The 16,610-nt window shown below is 31.4% G+C and carries 18 protein-coding genes; 13 read left to right on the forward strand and 5 right to left on the reverse strand.

Going from position 1 to position 16,610, the window contains the following annotated elements:
• Positions 1-111 precede the first annotated feature (111 nt).
• The gene (gene bioD / locus CCY99_RS08265; protein WP_112060947.1) at positions 112-738 is read right to left on the reverse strand and encodes a dethiobiotin synthase; all 627 of its coding nucleotides are present in this window, start codon (positions 736-738) and stop codon (positions 112-114) included.
• Positions 738-2,114: a ribosome biogenesis GTPase Der gene (gene der / locus CCY99_RS08270; RefSeq protein ID WP_112060948.1), complete on the reverse strand. Its 1,377-nt coding sequence runs from the start codon at positions 2,112-2,114 to the stop codon at positions 738-740. Before der ends, bioD begins: the two co-directional genes overlap by 1 nt.
• Positions 2,115-2,180: 66 nt before the next feature.
• On the opposite strand from der, the gene CCY99_RS08275 reads away from it, so the two are divergent.
• The 9 genes from CCY99_RS08275 to CCY99_RS08315 all read left to right on the forward strand — a co-directional run bounded on the left by CCY99_RS08275 (position 2,181) and on the right by CCY99_RS08315 (position 7,852).
• The gene (locus CCY99_RS08275; RefSeq protein ID WP_112060949.1) at positions 2,181-2,642 is read left to right on the forward strand and encodes a hypothetical protein; all 462 of its coding nucleotides are present in this window, start codon (positions 2,181-2,183) and stop codon (positions 2,640-2,642) included.
• Positions 2,643-2,678: 36 nt separating this feature from the next.
• Positions 2,679-3,275, forward strand: coding sequence for a uracil-DNA glycosylase family protein (locus CCY99_RS08280; protein ID WP_181646899.1), 597 nt, complete (start codon positions 2,679-2,681; stop codon positions 3,273-3,275).
• Positions 3,276-3,294: 19 nt separating this feature from the next.
• On the forward strand, positions 3,295-4,518 hold the full coding sequence (locus tag CCY99_RS08285) for a hypothetical protein (protein WP_112060951.1): 1,224 nt from the start codon (positions 3,295-3,297) through the stop codon (positions 4,516-4,518).
• Between the two features lie 62 nt (positions 4,519-4,580).
• Entirely contained in the window at positions 4,581-4,811 is a 231-nt protein-coding gene (locus CCY99_RS08290; RefSeq protein WP_112060952.1) for a FeoA family protein, read from the forward strand.
• 6 nt (positions 4,812-4,817) lie between these two features.
• A complete protein-coding gene (nth, locus tag CCY99_RS08295; RefSeq protein WP_112060953.1) occupies positions 4,818-5,459 on the forward strand; it encodes an endonuclease III in 642 nt (213 codons plus the stop codon).
• Between the two features lie 17 nt (positions 5,460-5,476).
• Positions 5,477-5,878, forward strand: coding sequence for a chemotaxis protein CheX (locus CCY99_RS08300; protein ID WP_112060954.1), 402 nt, complete (start codon positions 5,477-5,479; stop codon positions 5,876-5,878).
• 1 nt (position 5,879) lies between these two features.
• Complete coding sequence (gene fliN / locus CCY99_RS08305; protein ID WP_112060955.1) at positions 5,880-6,233, forward strand: flagellar motor switch protein FliN; 354 nt, start codon at positions 5,880-5,882, stop codon at positions 6,231-6,233.
• A 3-nt stretch (positions 6,234-6,236) separates the two neighbouring features.
• Entirely contained in the window at positions 6,237-7,064 is an 828-nt protein-coding gene (locus tag CCY99_RS08310) for a hypothetical protein (RefSeq protein WP_112060956.1), read from the forward strand.
• Positions 7,061-7,852, forward strand: a complete 792-nt coding sequence (locus CCY99_RS08315) for a TonB family protein (RefSeq protein WP_112060957.1) — start codon at positions 7,061-7,063, stop codon at positions 7,850-7,852. The genes CCY99_RS08310 and CCY99_RS08315 overlap by 4 nt, the downstream gene beginning before the upstream one ends.
• 36 nt (positions 7,853-7,888) lie before the next feature.
• On the opposite strand, the gene CCY99_RS08320 is transcribed toward CCY99_RS08315, so the two are convergent.
• The 3 genes from CCY99_RS08320 to CCY99_RS08330 are packed head-to-tail and all read right to left on the reverse strand — an operon-like array spanning position 7,889 to position 10,543.
• Positions 7,889-8,596, reverse strand: a complete 708-nt coding sequence (locus tag CCY99_RS08320) for a polyphenol oxidase family protein (RefSeq protein WP_112060958.1) — start codon at positions 8,594-8,596, stop codon at positions 7,889-7,891.
• Positions 8,593-9,912 carry an outer membrane family protein gene (locus CCY99_RS08325; RefSeq protein ID WP_112060959.1) on the reverse strand — a complete coding sequence of 440 codons (1,320 nt, stop codon included), beginning with the start codon at positions 9,910-9,912 and terminating at the stop codon, positions 8,593-8,595. Before CCY99_RS08325 ends, CCY99_RS08320 begins: the two co-directional genes overlap by 4 nt.
• Positions 9,913-9,943: 31 nt before the next feature.
• Positions 9,944-10,543, reverse strand: a complete 600-nt coding sequence (locus CCY99_RS08330; protein WP_112060960.1) for a hypothetical protein — start codon at positions 10,541-10,543, stop codon at positions 9,944-9,946.
• A 146-nt stretch (positions 10,544-10,689) separates the two neighbouring features.
• Here CCY99_RS08330 and pheS point away from each other — a divergent pair, with 146 nt between their 5' ends.
• The 4 genes from pheS to CCY99_RS08350 are packed head-to-tail and all read left to right on the forward strand — an operon-like array spanning position 10,690 to position 16,349.
• Positions 10,690-11,679 carry a phenylalanine--tRNA ligase subunit alpha gene (gene pheS / locus CCY99_RS08335; protein WP_181646902.1) on the forward strand — a complete coding sequence of 330 codons (990 nt, stop codon included), beginning with the start codon at positions 10,690-10,692 and terminating at the stop codon, positions 11,677-11,679.
• The gene (gene pheT, locus CCY99_RS08340) at positions 11,679-14,039 is read left to right on the forward strand and encodes a phenylalanine--tRNA ligase subunit beta (protein WP_112060962.1); all 2,361 of its coding nucleotides are present in this window, start codon (positions 11,679-11,681) and stop codon (positions 14,037-14,039) included. The genes pheS and pheT overlap by 1 nt, the downstream gene beginning before the upstream one ends.
• Entirely contained in the window at positions 14,036-15,514 is a 1,479-nt protein-coding gene (gene aroA / locus CCY99_RS08345) for a 3-phosphoshikimate 1-carboxyvinyltransferase (protein WP_112060963.1), read from the forward strand. Before pheT ends, aroA begins: the two co-directional genes overlap by 4 nt.
• 10 nt (positions 15,515-15,524) lie before the next feature.
• On the forward strand, positions 15,525-16,349 hold the full coding sequence (locus tag CCY99_RS08350; RefSeq protein ID WP_112060964.1) for a 4-hydroxy-3-methylbut-2-enyl diphosphate reductase: 825 nt from the start codon (positions 15,525-15,527) through the stop codon (positions 16,347-16,349).
• Positions 16,350-16,610: the final 261 nt, after the last annotated feature.

Genomic DNA, 16,610 nt, shown 5'->3' on the forward strand with positions numbered 1-16,610 from the left:
ACATAATGTAACGCTTGTTCTTAAAATATATATTTGAATCTTTTCCCATAATCCTGTTCCCCCCCCCCCCCCAAAATATTAAAAAAAGGTTTGATTATTGTATAAATATGCTTAATTTTTTTTGAATATTTCACATATAAAATTAATTACTTTTTCTTTTTCCATTTGATACATAAAATTTCTATCTAAGTATTTTATATATGGATAGCTTATTTCTAAAAATTCATTTTTATTAAAAATATTTACAATACTTATAAAATCGATATGGTATTTTTCTAACATCATTCTAGAGATGATAATATCATTAATGCAACCTAGTTTAGAACTAGCAACCAAAAAGCAAAACGCATCTAAATCTTTTATTAAATCAATCATAAAATAATCTTTTTTAATAGGCACGAAAAGCCCACCAGCACCTTCTATTATCAAAATATCACATTTTTTTTCTAGATTCTCTAACTTTTGTTTTATGTGGTTTATGTCTATGGTATTTTTTTTATCTGCTACAAATGGCGATGCTGGAATCTTAAATTGATAAAAACAAATATCTTCTATATTGTATTTTATACTTTGATTTTGCATATGTAATGTAGAATCTTGTGGAATCGTAACTACTCCTGTTTCTATTGGTTTGGCTATGCTAATAATGAGGTTTTTTTGCATTAAGGCTTTAGCGATGTTATTTGTTATGAATGTTTTCCCCACATCTGTATTTGTTCCGCTTATAAATAATTTCATTATTCTAAATTATCATCACTAGAATTATCATTTTCTTTATTGGTGGAATCTGTATTTTTTGGCTTTGGTAGTATCAAAATAGGGCTTCCTTTGAACTCAAAGTTTTTTCTAAGATAGTTTATTAAATATCGTTTATAGCTAAAATGTAATGCTTTTGGTTTATTCATAATTAGCACAATTTGTGGCGGAGCAGTTCCAATTTGTGTTGCATAATATATTTTTATCATTTTTCCTTTATCGCTAGGAATAGGGTGTTTTTTCGTGGCATTTTTAATAGTGTCGTTTAAAATAGAAGTTGGAATCCTTTTATTAAAATTTTCATAAACCTCTAAAATCATACCTTTTATATCATTAATATGTCTTTTTGAGATTGCACTAGCAGTTATTATCGGGGCATAGCTAAGATATGCAAATTTACGCTTTATCTCGCTTCGTATATGTTGAAATTCAGCATATCGTATATCCCATTTATTTAGAATGATGATTATTCCAAGATGATATTTATCGCTAAGACCGCTAATTTTCTCGTCTAAATCAACAAATGGTTTAGAAGCATCCAATATTAATAAAACAATACTACTTAGCTCTAGAATCTTTTTTGTTCTATCTAAAGCGTATTTTTCAATGCCTTCTATTTTTGAATGCTGTCTAATCCCAGCAGTATCAACAAAATTTAGAATCTTATCTTTATAGGCTATTTTTTCATCTACTGGGTCTATTGTAGTTCCGCCAATATCACTTACGATGGAACGTTCTTTATCTAATAAGGCATTTAGTATAGAGCTTTTGCCGACATTTACGCGACCAATGATGCCTATATTTATTATTTCTTTATATTGAGATTCCAAGTCATTTAAAAGAGCATTATCTAAACTCATATTATCCATTTGTGATTTTTTTTGACTAAGTCTAAATGCGACAAAATCCCTTAAACCAGCCAATCCACGATTATGTGTAGTGGAGATAAAAAATATATTTTTTGCACCAAAAACGCCGTATTCCCAATCATCTAATTTATTTTTTAATAAATCAATCTTATTTACGACTAGAATGGCATTTTGCAATTTTCTAAATAACTTTACATCATAATCATCTATTATCTCTTTACCATCGATTACATAAAGCACAATATCATCATTCTCTACAAATGATAGAATCTTCTTTTTTATATCAATAAAGATTCCATCGCTTTTTTCTACAATACCGGCTGTGTCGCATAAAATCGCATCTATATTATTTATTTTAATTGGTTTTATATTTATATCTCTTGTTGTGCCCTCTGTTGGAGAAGTGATTGCAATTCTTTCTTTAAAAAAGCAATTAAAGAGTGAGCTTTTACCGACATTTGGTTTGCCTAATATGATTATTTTTTGCATTTATTTACTTTAGTTTTATTTAAAATGATTTAGAATCATACCAAAACATTTCTATTTGGAAATTATATGAGAATCTTTTTTCTATTTATCCCAATATTTATTTTTGGATTTGATTTTGAATTTGCTGTGGCAAATATATATAAATTAAAGTCAAATGAATTTAGCATAGAAAATGGGCTTTTAAGCGTTAATACCATCTTTGATAAAACAAATAATCAATTAAATAAGAGCATAAAAACGCAAGATTCCAAATTAGTAATGGATAAGAATCTTAGATATTATTATCATACAAATAGATTTATGAATTTTAAAGAGGACTTAATAGAATTGACATTATCAGGAAATAAATATATGGCAAGTGTTAAAAAATTAGATTCTAATAATTGTTTTATCATCGTAAAACATATAGTTCAAAAAACCTTAGATACGAAATCTCGTGCAATGGTGGTGGATTTGGATACATTAGATTTAGATAATAATAGCAAGATTTATTTTACTTGCTTGAAAAATAATAATTATATTTATTAGATGTTATCCAAAGCATTATTACTAAAGCAGCTTTATTTGCGAAAGCTTATCGGTGAGAGATATTGTGAGAGTATTCAATTTAGAGCAAGTAAGGATTCTGTTTTCAATAAAAATAATTTGAATGATGTTATAAATAATTGTAATTTATGCGAATTATCCAAAATCTCTAAAGAAAAAATATTAGGTTTATGCGATAATACAAGCAAAATCGCATTTGTTACACTAAAACCAATATTGCCCTTTAGTATGAGCCAAGAGATGATTAAAAATATTGCAAATAGAGTATTCGAAGTGGAATCTTATAGTTTATTATCTATTATTAAATGCAATGCAAATACCAATATCAAAGATACGCATATTTCTATTTGCAAAGAGTATATAAAAACACAATTAGATTCCATAGAGCCAACATTGATTATTCTTTTTGGTGCGGACATTGCTAAATATCTTTTACATAGTGATGAGAGATTAGAGGATTTACGAGGTAGAATCCTAAGGAGTAAGAATCTTTTAAATAAAGAAAGGGATTTTATAGTAACATACGCAATTAATGATTTAGTAAAAAATCCATCATTAAAAAAGCTTTCATTTGAGGATTTTAAGATTGCAAAAGAGTTTTTAAATAAAAATTAATAAAAATTAAAGGTTTAGAATGAAAAGCAAAATATTATTATTGTTATTGCCATTATTTGTTTTTGCACAAGGTAATATTTTTTCAAATATCCCACCTGCAAAAATAGAAGTAATAAATATAAATCCAGAATTTTGCGATGAGAGTTGTTTATTTGAGTTAAGCAATAATAAAAAAATATTTTCATTTGTCGCGAGATTCGATAAAAGTATCCAAAATAAAGAATTACAGAATCTAATGGAGATTTATTCTAGTGAAATTGGCATTTACTACAAACTTCGATTTGACCCATTAGGGAAAACTCTTGAAATAGCACTTTTAATTCCAAAGAAAATTATTGGTAAATATTCCACGACCACAATCGACACTATACTTGCGTATTTGCTATCAAGAGATATTGATTTTAGATTTAAGATTTTTGATAGCGTAGATGAGAATCTAGATTCCCTAAATGCAACAATAGAGAAAATCAATAATGAGCATTTTAATTTTGTCGTGGCAGTTTTATCAAAAAAGGAAAGTTTAGAAGCATTAGATAGTATCGATATTCCTATTTATATCCCAACAATGACAAATAAAGATATTCAAGCTAAATCAAATATCGTATTTGGTGGAATTGACTATGAATTGCAAGTTCAAACACTAATCAATCAAGAAGATGGCGGAATAACCATTATTTATAATGATGATAGTTCGCTTGGTAGGCAATTAGGAGAAATAACGAAATCGTTAAGTAAGTTTGTATTTATAGAAGACACCATAACAAACAGAATAGCGGCAAATTTTTCTCAAAATCTAGAAAGAGAAGAAATGTTTTTAGCTGGAAGCAATGTATTTTTAAATACGCCTGTTGTTAAATCTGGTTTACTATTATCGCAGATTGGTATTTCTAGTGAGAAACCAAATAATATTCTATCAACGCAAGTTAATTTTAATCCAGCTTTATTGTCCCTTATTCGTGGAAATGATACGAGTAATATTTTGATTGTAAGCTCCATTGGTGATACAAATCAAAAGCTAATCGAATATGGATTATTGCTTACAAGTGATATGAAATATGATTGGGTGAATTACTCTACTGCACTTGGAGTGGATTTATTCCTAAGTAATATGTCGCAGGATATTGAAAAATATTTTGTAGAATCTTTTGACAAAAATCAGGCTATTTATAATATTAGCTTGTATAGAATCCACAATGGAATATTTGTAAAACTAGATGAAGATGAAATAAAAAAAGTTGAATAATATTATATTTTATCTATTGTTTTAGTAAAATAATCATTATTATTTTCAATAAAGGGAGCAAGATGACTTTAGTAGATATGAAACAAAATAAAACCTATAAGATTCATAAAATACTTACAGATGATAATGTATTAAGAGAGAGATTAGTCGCACTTGGTATTTGTGAAGGCACAGAGGCAAATTTACTTCAAAAGTCGATAGATAAAGCCACTATCGCCATTCTTGCAAATAATTCACGCATTGCATTAAGAGCAACAGAGGCAAGAGAAGTTAGTGTTGAGGAGATTGCATAATATTCTATGCCAACCTCTAAGAAAGCGATATATAAACAAATAGAAGATATTTTTGTAGAGAGATATAGAAATGCACAAACAGAATTAAGATATAAAAATCTATACGAGATTCTTATTTGTGTGATTTTATCGGCACAATGCACCGATAAACGCGTAAATATGATAACACCTGCATTATTTGAAAAATATCCAGATATAAACTCTTTGGCAAATGCGTCCTTAGATGATGTAAAAAGCCTAATTTCTAGTTGCTCATTTTTTAACAACAAAGCAAAAAATATAATCAATATGGCAAAACAAGTTATGAATGATTTTAACGGCAATATCCCGCTTAATAGCAAGGATTTAAAATCACTTTCAGGTGTTGGGCAGAAAACTGCAAATGTCGTTTTATTGGAATATTGTGGAGAGAATCTTATGGCAGTAGATACGCATGTATTTCGCGTTTCTCATAGATTAAATCTAAGTAAGGCAAAAAGTGCTGAGGAAACAGAAAAAGATTTGAATAAGATTTTTAAAAAAAATAGAAATATTCTACATCAAGGTTTTGTTTTATTTGGGCGATATATTTGTAAATCAATTAATCCGCAATGCTACACCTGCTTTGTTTATGATTTTTGTAAATATGAAAATAAATTGCAAAAGTAAAATGGAAATAAAATATTATGGAAATACTTCAACTTGCACTTTTAAATACATTAAAAGAAACACTAAATATTTCTATGATAGAGGAGAAAAAGCCACTTTCTCGCTCTATGTCTTCTAGGATAAATTTAGATTCCAAGATTTTTGTAATAGTGGCAAATAAGCCATTATTAAGATTATTTGCAAAAGATTTTTTACATGAAACTAATCCAAATGAAGAAATATTAATTGATATTTCAAAAGAAATTACCAATCTAATTATAGGAAAAGCAAAGGTTTTATATGCCAATAATGGCAAAACCTTAAAACTCGGGATTCCAGAATTTCTTGGAAATAAAGCAATTAGTAATTATAATAAAGCAATTCATTATAAATATAAAGATATAAGATGTAGTATTTATGAGGTGAATTTGGAGGCATAAAATGGCACAAGATGATATTTTAGATGATAGATTGGTGCATAATCCAAAAGATATTGAATTAGCAAATTATTTACAAGAGATGATGGAAAGCTACTCCGGACTTCTTGATATGGATATTACTTTTAAATCCGAGTTAGGTAGCACAAAACTTACTATTGCAGAAATATTAAAGTTTGAAAAAGGCACAGTTATAGACTTGCAAAAACCCGCAGGTGAGAGTGTGGAAGTTTTTGTAAATGATAGGATAATAGGCAAAGGCGAGGTTATGGTATATGAAAAAAGCCTTGCTATTAGAATAAATGAAATATTAGATTCTAATGCAATTATCTATTATCTAACTAAAGAAAAACTATAAATAATGAAAATCTTATTTTGTATTTTTGTATTTTTTTTAACACTAAATGCCACAACTATACAAGATATTAATATTATTTCAAATGATGAGTTAATCGAGATTTCATTTATATTAGATAGAAAATTCGATAGCAAGGTGGTAAAACAAGATTCTACTTCTTTTAGCACTATCATATTAAAAGATACAAATTATAATAAAAACAAGATTCTAGCACAAACAAAGCTAATTAGGCAGATTGAGATTTTTCAGCAAAATAATGATGTTTATGTGATTTTTGCTGTGGAAAATTTCAATCTTTATTTTTCATTTGAGGTTTTGAGTGCGGATAATATCTTAAAGATTCTAATCACACCAAAAGATACCATTACTTCTAGTCTTTTATCTAATCCAAGTAATTCACTAGAAAGTGCCATTAGTGGCATTAAAAATCAAACATCTATACAGAATCTACCTAGTAATAATCCATCGCAATTGGAATCTTGGCGTTATGCTGCAGTTATTTCGATATTAGTAGCGTTGCTTATAGCATTGGTTATTATTAAACGAAAAATGAAAAGCCAAAATATGGAATTTTCATATTTTCAAAAACCTTTAAGCAAATATAAAGGTAATGCAAATATTTCCATTAATAGAGTGGTAAATATAGACTTAAACAATAAAATTATTGTGTTAGATTCTGGAAATTTTCAATATATGTTATTTATCGGGCAACATAATAGTTTTATTATCGATAGAATAGAACATAAGCAAAATGATGTTTATGATAGTTTTACAAAACTTTTAGAGCATAAAGAAGCAAAATTATCATCTTTACTGAAAGAATATAAATGAATAAAAATATCGTTTTTAGAATCTCTTTTATAATCTCACTCATTATCCATCTAATACTTGGAATCTTAATCTATCTATTAATGGATAAATATAAATCTAGTGAAAATGTAGAAGAAAAAAAGGTAAAACTTGCCTTTAAACGCGGTGGAGATAGTGCAAAAGAAGATAGTAAATTTAAAGAAAATACTTCTTTACCTAAAAGTCCGCCACAGCAGCCAGCCCAACCCAAACAGCAAACAATAAAACAACAAGCACAAGAACCCAATCAACACAAAGCCCAACCAAAAAATACAACCAATATAGATAAACAAATAGATTTATCAAAACTTCAAGTCTATAGTCAAAATGATGTGCAAGATTCCAATATCCCGCCACAAAACCAAACATCACAAAGTAATATCACTCAAATGCTACAGAATCTCCCGCAAGATACCAGAGAAGAGATAATTGATTTATATGGCGATGAATTAGGCGATTATGGCGAAGCAGAGCGAGATTTTATTATTAATAATTTGCGAGAGATTGGGAGAATTACGCAATATCATCTAAATTTACGCGGTTATCCACCTGATGCAGGATATTTGGGGCAACAAGGTAAAAATGCTGTGGAGTTTTATTTATATCCAAATGGCGATATAAGCGATTTGAAAATCATTTTGGATTCCAAATCAATGATACTTGATAAAAATACTATAAAAACGATACAAATTGCGTATAAAGACTATCCACATCCAACCACAAAAACAAAAATCAAAATATATGTAAAATATTATTTATTCTATTATTAACATTTATTTTAGAGATGACTTTTTGGAATGCTAAATTTATTTTAATCTTGCAATTAATGCAAATCTCCCACATTCCTTTTGCCTCCTATAAGAATAAAAGCTATCATTGCAACACGAGCATTGTGGCATTATCTCAAAATCTCTAATCCCATTTTGTAGAAACTCATCTTTTATTATCATTTCCATATCTAAATAATATTTATTATCCCGTAAATGTAGGTATTTTGCATTATGTTTTTTATAAGATTCTAGTAATTTCCCATTTATTTCATAACAACATTTTTTGATACCTACTCCAACGAAAGCATATATATTCTTAGTATTTAGTAATGTTGTCGCTTTTGTGATTATATTTCGCTCCAATCCCACACGCCCAGCATGTAAAATAGCAAATCTATCCCAATCATATAGTATTATAGGATTGCAATCTGCTACGCTAATCATAGCAAATTGATTTTTCTTATCACATATTATGCCATCTCCATCACCTAAAAGCTCATCGATATTATTGTTAAGAGGGATTATTTTATCGCTATGCACTTGATTTAGATAAAAAATTGTTTCTGTTTGTAAGAATTTTTTTAGTATAGCTTTATTTTTATAAACATTAGAATCATTTGTATTCTCTCCAAGATTGAAGCTAGAAAATGGCGGTTTGCTAACACCGCCGAATCTATCAGTTAGATAAAAATCTATATTTTTATTACAAAATATAGAACTTTTATTACTAGCGTAAAATATCATATTGCAAATTCTATATAGCCTTTTGCAAAACTCATATTTCTTTTATTTTCCATCATATATACACCAACACCGCCAATATATACGCCCTCTATGATATTCCATTTTGCTCCTAGTGAATATTGGTCTTGCCTTTCTTCTTTACTTTTTGAATTTCGCCCTAAAAACATCAATGAAAATTTATCGATTTCAAATCCCACAAAGCCATAGATTGTTCTAGTATTTGCATCAAACATATTTGTTGTATTTTTTCCATTTTCAATTCCGCCGGGCTCAATTACATCATATCCTGTGTGGCTATGTGTTTCAAAACGAGAAGTGTTGCCTATATTTGCAAGCTCAAAATATGATTTCCACACCTTAGTAAATCCAGCTCCAAATAAAATCGAGCTATTATAAAGGCTATATTTTAAAGCTTCTTCAGCCCAGAAAATCGAGCTATTACCAAGATCTTTTTCATGTGCGTGGTCGCCATGAGCGTGCATTACATGGTCGGTTTTGGCGTGAAGTGAAACATAATGTAGGGTTGTTGTTGAGTTCCAATTCTCACTTATATCAATATCAAGAGCGATTTTCCCGCCAACACTCCAAAAAATATTGTTTAAATAATAATATTGCGGTTCGATTTCAATTCCAAATAGATTTACATTTATCCCACCTGCGGCTAACCATTGCTTGTTATAAGTAGTTTTATACACATCAAAATCATGCACATGCTCTCTATTTGCGTGGGCTTGTTCATCAACCCAATTTCCCCAAACACTTATCCAATTATAATTAATATCTATGCCAATGCCCTGCACATAGTGCCTAAGCCAATCCCTGTCTTCGTGGTATCGCCCACCAGTAATGCTGAAAAATCCCTCTGCGATGTATTTCGCATATGCATTATTTGTAATAAATTTAGAATGGACATAGTTTTTGGCATTGTGAGTTTGGCTTGGATATTCCATAAATGGGGTCATTCCATAGATTCCAAGACCAAAATATAACATATCTTGCACATTATATGTAAGCCCCATAGACGCACTGAAAACGCCATAGCTATCATTCTCTTTACCTAGCATATTTGTTTTACCAAAAATCCCTACATGTCCATAAAAACTATTGAGTATGGAATCATGGTCATGACTATGGTCATGATTGTGATTAGTCATCGGTGCTGTTTGGATTTTCTCTTGGTTTGTTTGATTTGTATTATCTAATGGGCTTTCTTGCTCTAGTTGCATTCCCGGTGGCGGAGAATTATATTCCGTTATAATATTATCTTGTGCGTTTAACATAGCAATAGTGCCAATAAATAGTAGTTTTAACTTCATTTTATTCCTTTATATGTTGTTTTTAATTGTTTTAATCAAGAATGAGAGATTTTTTTTGTTTTACTAATTTATTTATCTCATTAACCAATGATAATGCATATAATTTATTTATTTCTTCTTTTGTGGTTAATCTATCAAGCCAAGTGGCACAAATGCTTTTTAAGCTCACTCCCTCACTTTTTTCTATATCAAAATAATTTGCTTCTGTAAGATATGCCGTTGTGTATGTTGCTATAGCGAAATCTGTCAATTTTGCAATATTGCTCCACCCATCATTTTGCTGTTTTACTTTTCCTGTATAAATTAAACAACCAAGTGCCAATTTAGAGGATATTTCTTCAGGATAGACTTTTATTTTACTAGGTTGTATATCACCAAAATTTTCTCTTGATAGCTCTTGTAATTGTAGATTTACAGAATCTCTTTGTATAAAAAAATCCACAATTTCCTTATCGCTAAGTCCAGCTTGTCTTACACTTGCAATGTCATATCCATTGATATTTTTCGATACATAGTCTAATATTTCTTTATCGGTATACCCCTTTTTTCTTGCATCAACGAAATCAAAATTAATGCTATCTGCATACATAAATAATGCTATACCAAGAACAACTAAAAGCTTTTTAATCACTACCTACTCCTTAATACTATTTGTAAATTCATATTTGAAATTATATCTATAGAAACTCAAATTTCATAATAATTAAATAAAATTTTCAATACAATAACAATCTTTTATAATATAAAATTTAAACAAAGGGTTTTATTGTGGAATGGGTGGATAAAATATTAAAAGATATTAAAAATTTAGAGCATCTAAAGGATTTAGAGCATCTAAGATTAAGTATTTTTGGTAAAAAAGGCTTTTTAACAAAGGAGTTTAGCAACCTAAAAAATATAAGTGATGAAGCAAGAAAAAAGGTCGCAAAAGATTTGAATGATATTAAGCAAAAGTTAGAATCTAGCCTATTAGAAGCAAGGGAAAAGCTAGAAAAAATGGAGCTAGATAATAAAATAAAATCACAAAAAATTGATGTTAGTTTATTTAGCCCTGATTTATCACCGAATTACGGACATCCTATAAATATAACTTTTGATAGAATCATAGATTATTTTGTAGGAATGGATTTTGCAATTCGCTATGGACCTTTGGTTGAAGATGATTTTCATAATTTTGAGGCATTGAATCTCCCTAAATTCCACCCAGCAAGGGATATGCAAGATACATTTTATTTCAATGATGGAAAGCTACTTCGCACACATACTTCGCCTGTGCAGATTCGCACGATGGAGGAGGGTAATTTGCCAATCCGCATAATTAGCCCCGGTGCAGTTTTTAGGAGAGATTATGATATGACGCATTCCCCGATGTTTCACCAAGTTGAGGGGCTTGTGGTGGATAAAGATAGAGATGTCAATTTCGCACATTTGAAATTTATCTTAGAGGATTTTTTAAAGTATATGTTTGGTGATGTTAAGATTAGATTCCGCTCGAGTTTTTTCCCATTCACAGAGCCAAGTGCGGAAGTTGATATTAGTTGTATATTTTGCAAAGGTAGTGGTTGCAGGGTTTGCTCAAATACAGGTTGGCTTGAAGTTCTTGGCTGTGGTGTTGTAGCTGATAATGTATTTGAAGCCAGTGGATTAAAAAATGTGAGCGGATATGCCTTTGGAATGGGAGTTGAGCGGTTTGCGATGTTGCTTTATGGTGTGAATGATTTGAGGTCATTTTTTGAAACAGATTTAAGATTATTGGAGCAGTTTTAATGAAATTTAGTAGAAATTTATTATCAAGATTCATTGATATTTCACAAATTAGTGATGAACAACTTGCCAAAACACTAAATGATATTGGCTTGGAAGTGGAGAATATCACCAAAATCGGGATTCCCAAAAATGTCGTGCTTGGCAAGGTTATAAGGAAAATCAAACATCCAGATGCTGATAAACTAAGCGTTTGCGATGTGGATATTGGGAATGAAATCTTGCAAATCGTGTGTGGTGCGAAAAATGTCTCCAAAGACCAATATGTGCCAGTTGCATTAGTTGGGGCAAATCTTGGGAATCTAAAAATCAAAAAAAGCACATTGCGCGGGATTGAGAGTAATGGTATGATTTGCTCTAGCACGGAGCTAGGGTTGCCAAAAATCGAAGATGGAATCTTTGTGCTAGATTCTAGTATTGGTGAGCTTGTTTTGGGGCGTGAACTATGCGAATATGAGATTTTTAATGATACATTATTTGAGGTTGGAGTTACGCCAAATAGAGGCGATTGCTTTAGTTTATTAGGAATTGCTAAAGATTTAGCTGTTGCATTTAATCTAAAATTAAAAATATTCAAAGAAAAAGAAAGAAATAATGATGTAACGCCCGGAATAGGGCGAATCCTAAATGTATCATTTGATAATAACCTGCAATCTTCGCTTTATTATAAAGTAGTAAAATTTGAAAAATTAGAGATTCTCGTTACATTAAAATTTGCACTTGCATTATGTGATAAATTGCAAAAAGATTCTTTACGCAATATTGTAGAATTCGCTACTTATATGACAGGTGTTTTGATAAATGCATATAAGTTTGATTCTTATAATAGTAATTTTTTAGATAATAATGCAAAGATTCATCTCCATATCAAAAAAGACCAAAAAGGTATCGAGAGTGTTTATTGTGAAAATAATAAATTATCTGATATTGGCATTTATGTTGATAATAAATATAATGCTAATGAAAACTCGGCATTAGTGGTATTTGAGGCTATTTTTATCCCAGCTAAATATGTATCAGAAATCATATTTAATAATCAAATCCAAGTAACTGATGAAATATCTTATTATAGTAAAAGAGGTAGCTCTCCATTACTAGAAGATGGTATAGCATTTTTGTGTTATTTGATAAGTGGAATGTCAAAAAGCACTATCTATTCGTCGTCTCAAGATATTATTCAAAATTATCCTTTAAAACGAATTGATTTTAATTTTGATGATATAAATGACATTATAGGAAATGTTATTAAAAGTGAGGAAATTACAGATATTTTAAAAAAGATGGATTTTAAAATAAATCCAACATCCGATGATAGTTTTATAGCGGTAAATCCACCACTTTATCGACAAGATATAAATACTATTCAAGATGTCGCAGAGGAAATTTTACGAATTAAGAGTATAGATTCTGTTACTTCTATTCCGCAGAAATTTACACAATATCAAAGTATAGATATAAATTATTATATGTATAGATTTAATCGCTCCATCGCACAAAAGGCTATAGCAAATAAATTTTTTGAGTGTGTGCATTATGTGTTTTACAAAAAAGATATTTTGGAATCTTATGGCTATGAGACATTATTGGAGAATCTTGATTTATCAAATCCAATAACAAATGAGTTAAATACATTGCGAAGCTCGCTTATCCCTGCGATGTTAGATTCCATAGCTCGTAATAAAAACTATGGCTATGATAGCATTAGACTATTTGAAATCGGTAGCATTTATACTAAAAATAGAGTAGAATCCAAATCCCTAGCATTTGTCGCAAGTGGCAATAAAACGAGCCCAAAATATCCAAATCCAAAGGGGGAATCTTGGGATTTTTATAGCTTTGCTTCAAGCATTAGCAATGTTATTGGACGCTTTAATCTAGAATCTACAAGTGCAAATATAATCTACCATACAAATATCTGTGCAAATATTATGCTAAATGGGCAAAATATTGGTTTAATTGGGAAAATCAATCCATATATTTCAAATAAACTTGAGATAAGCGAAGAAACTTTTGTGTGTGAAATATCTTTTGATAAACTTTTTTCTAACCACAAAATGCCACAATTTAGGGAGTTTTCCAAATATCAGGCATCGCAGAGGGATATAACGATTTTACTTGATAGCAAGATTAGCTTTGGGGCGATTAAGGAGGCGATTTTAGCAAAAGTTCAAAGTGGCGAACTCCCGCATATTAGGGAAATAACCCCGCTAGATAGCTATAAAGATAAGAGCCTTTGGGATAAATACAGCCTTAGCTTTAGGATTACTCTGCAATCGATGAGTGGGACGCTAAGCGAGGAGGAGCTAAAAATCGATAATTTGCTTAATCTTTTAAGCACGGAGTTTGGGGCGGAGCTTCGATGAGAAATACGCTAATAACGCCGTTTGGAGATTTTGTAGATTCTGGGCGTATTGGAGATTCTGCAGATTCCGCGTCGCTTAAAGATTCTGTAGATTCCGCGGAATCTAGGCGGTTTAAAGATTCCGCAGATTCCAGCGATTTCATCATTATAGATTCCATTGCAAGTGATAAGTCTATTTCCCATAGGAGCGTGATTTTTTCACTTTTGAGTGATAAAAAAACTCGCATTAAAAACTATCTTTTTGGTGAGGACACGCTTGACACGCTTAAAATCGCTCTAAAACTAGGGCTAAAACTAGAATCTAACAAGGGGAATCTGAGCGATTTAATCGCCCTTGCAAAGAATAATTACGATGAATTAAAGGGCGTTGAGCTTATCTTGGAGCCGGAAAAAAGTGGAATCCAAGAGCCAAATGACATATTATATTGTGGCAATGCGGGGACTGCCATACGCCTATATATGGGGCTTTTAGCGAGGTCTAAGGGGCAGTTTATCCTAAGTGGGGATAAATACCTTAACTCCCGCCCAATGGGTCGCATTATAAATCCGCTTAAATCTATCGGTGCAAATATCAGTGCTAGGTGCAATGATACTCTAGCCCCTATTTGCGTAAGAGGGGCGAATTTAAAGCCTTTTAAATACCATAGCGAGATTTCCTCAGCCCAAGTTAAAAGTGCGATGATTTTAGCGGCACTTGGGCTAGAGGGAGAGAGCCATTTTAGCGAGGTTTCAAAAAGTCGCGACCATAGTGAGAAAATGCTACTTGGAATGGGGGCAAATCTAAAAATAGAAAATAACAATATCACCATAATCCCAGATTCTAAGCCCCTAAATCCGCTAGATATCGCAATCCCAAGCGACCCATCGAGTGCGTTTTACTTCGCCGTGCTTGGGGCGATTATCCCAAATGCTAAAATTTGCTTAAAAAATATCTTGCTAAATGAAACACGAATCGAGGCGTTTTATGTCTTGCAAAAAATGGGTGCGAATATCGATATTAAAAAGACGAATTCCACTTATGAGGATATTGGCGATATTTGCGTAAGTGGCGGGAATCTAATGGGGATTGAGGTAGATTCTAACATTGCGTGGCTTATTGATGAGATTCCAGCACTTGGCGTGGCGTTCGCCTTTGCAAAGGGAAAAAGCAAGGTAATTAACGCAAAGGAATTGCGAATTAAAGAGAGTGATAGGATAAAAGCCACCATTGAGGGGCTTAAATCTTTTGGCGTCAAATGCGAGGAGCTAGAGGACGGTTTTATCATCGAGGGCGGTGTAAATGCACCCAAAAAGTATATTCAAAAGAAGCACATTCAAATCAATAGCTACGGCGACCACCGAATCGCTATGAGCTTTGCAATTATGGGCGTTTTGTATAGCGTGGAGATTTTAGATTCTGCGTGTATCGATGTGTCGTTCCCAAACTTTTTAAATATCCTATCACGCTTTGCTAAAATCGAAAATGCCATAAATTAGGAAAGAATCTATGCAGACAAAACGAGCGAATAAATACGGCTTTTGCTTTGGTGTAAAACGGGCGATTAAACTTGCCGAGCAGAATAAAAACGCCACTACAATCGGTCCGCTTATCCACAACCAAAAGGAAATCGATAGATTAAAGGTCGATTTTGGTGTGAATGTAGAGACGAATATCGGGGCAATTGAGGGAGATTCAAGTGTGATTATTAGAACGCACGGAATCCCCAAAAATGACCTAAAAGAGCTAAAAAATCGCAATGTAAATATTATCGATGCTACCTGCCCTTTTGTTACAAAACCGCAAAAAATATGCGAGGAGATGAGTAAGGAGGGCTATGAAATCATCATTTTTGGCGATGAAAATCACCCTGAGGTAAAAGGCGTAGTTAGCTACTGCACGAGTCCTTGCCAAGTCGTCTTAGAAAAAGAGCAGATTAAAAATATCCATACGCACTCCAAAATCACGCTTATTTCTCAAACCACTAAGAATGTTAGTAAATTTTTAGAAATCGCAAATTACTTGATTGAAAACTGCTATGAAGTGCGGATTTTTAACACTATTTGCAATGCTACTTTTGAAAATCAGGAATCTGTTAAGATTCTAGCCCAAGAGGCGGATATTATCATCGTTGTAGGTGGAAAGCAAAGCTCAAACACCAAACAACTCCTAAATATCGCGCTTCAATACTGCAAGGATAGCTATTGTATCGAAGATGAAAAGGAATTGCAAAAAGAGTGGTTTAGTGGCAAAAAACTATGTGGGATAACCGCTGGGGCTTCCACTCCTAATTGGATTATTGATAATGTGGAGAATATAATTAAGGAATTTTAGTGTGGGTGCTCTATAGCTTATGCTTGGGTTGCATTACAAGCTGGAGATTTGCTTATAGCTTTTATCTCAAGGCATTTGTGCTAAATACTGAGTAACACAGCGGATTTTAAATATCAACATTGGCTGGTAGATTTTCTTATACAGAATTTATAATGTTGATTTTATAAACTGCAAAAAGTAGGATTTTAAATTAACAAAATTTAAGATTTGCAGTTATGGGATTCTGCTAATCATCGCAAATATACTTGTAATTCCACTATT

The organism is Helicobacter sp. 16-1353 (genome assembly GCF_003288815.1).
Taxonomy (GTDB): domain Bacteria; phylum Campylobacterota; class Campylobacteria; order Campylobacterales; family Helicobacteraceae; genus NHYM01.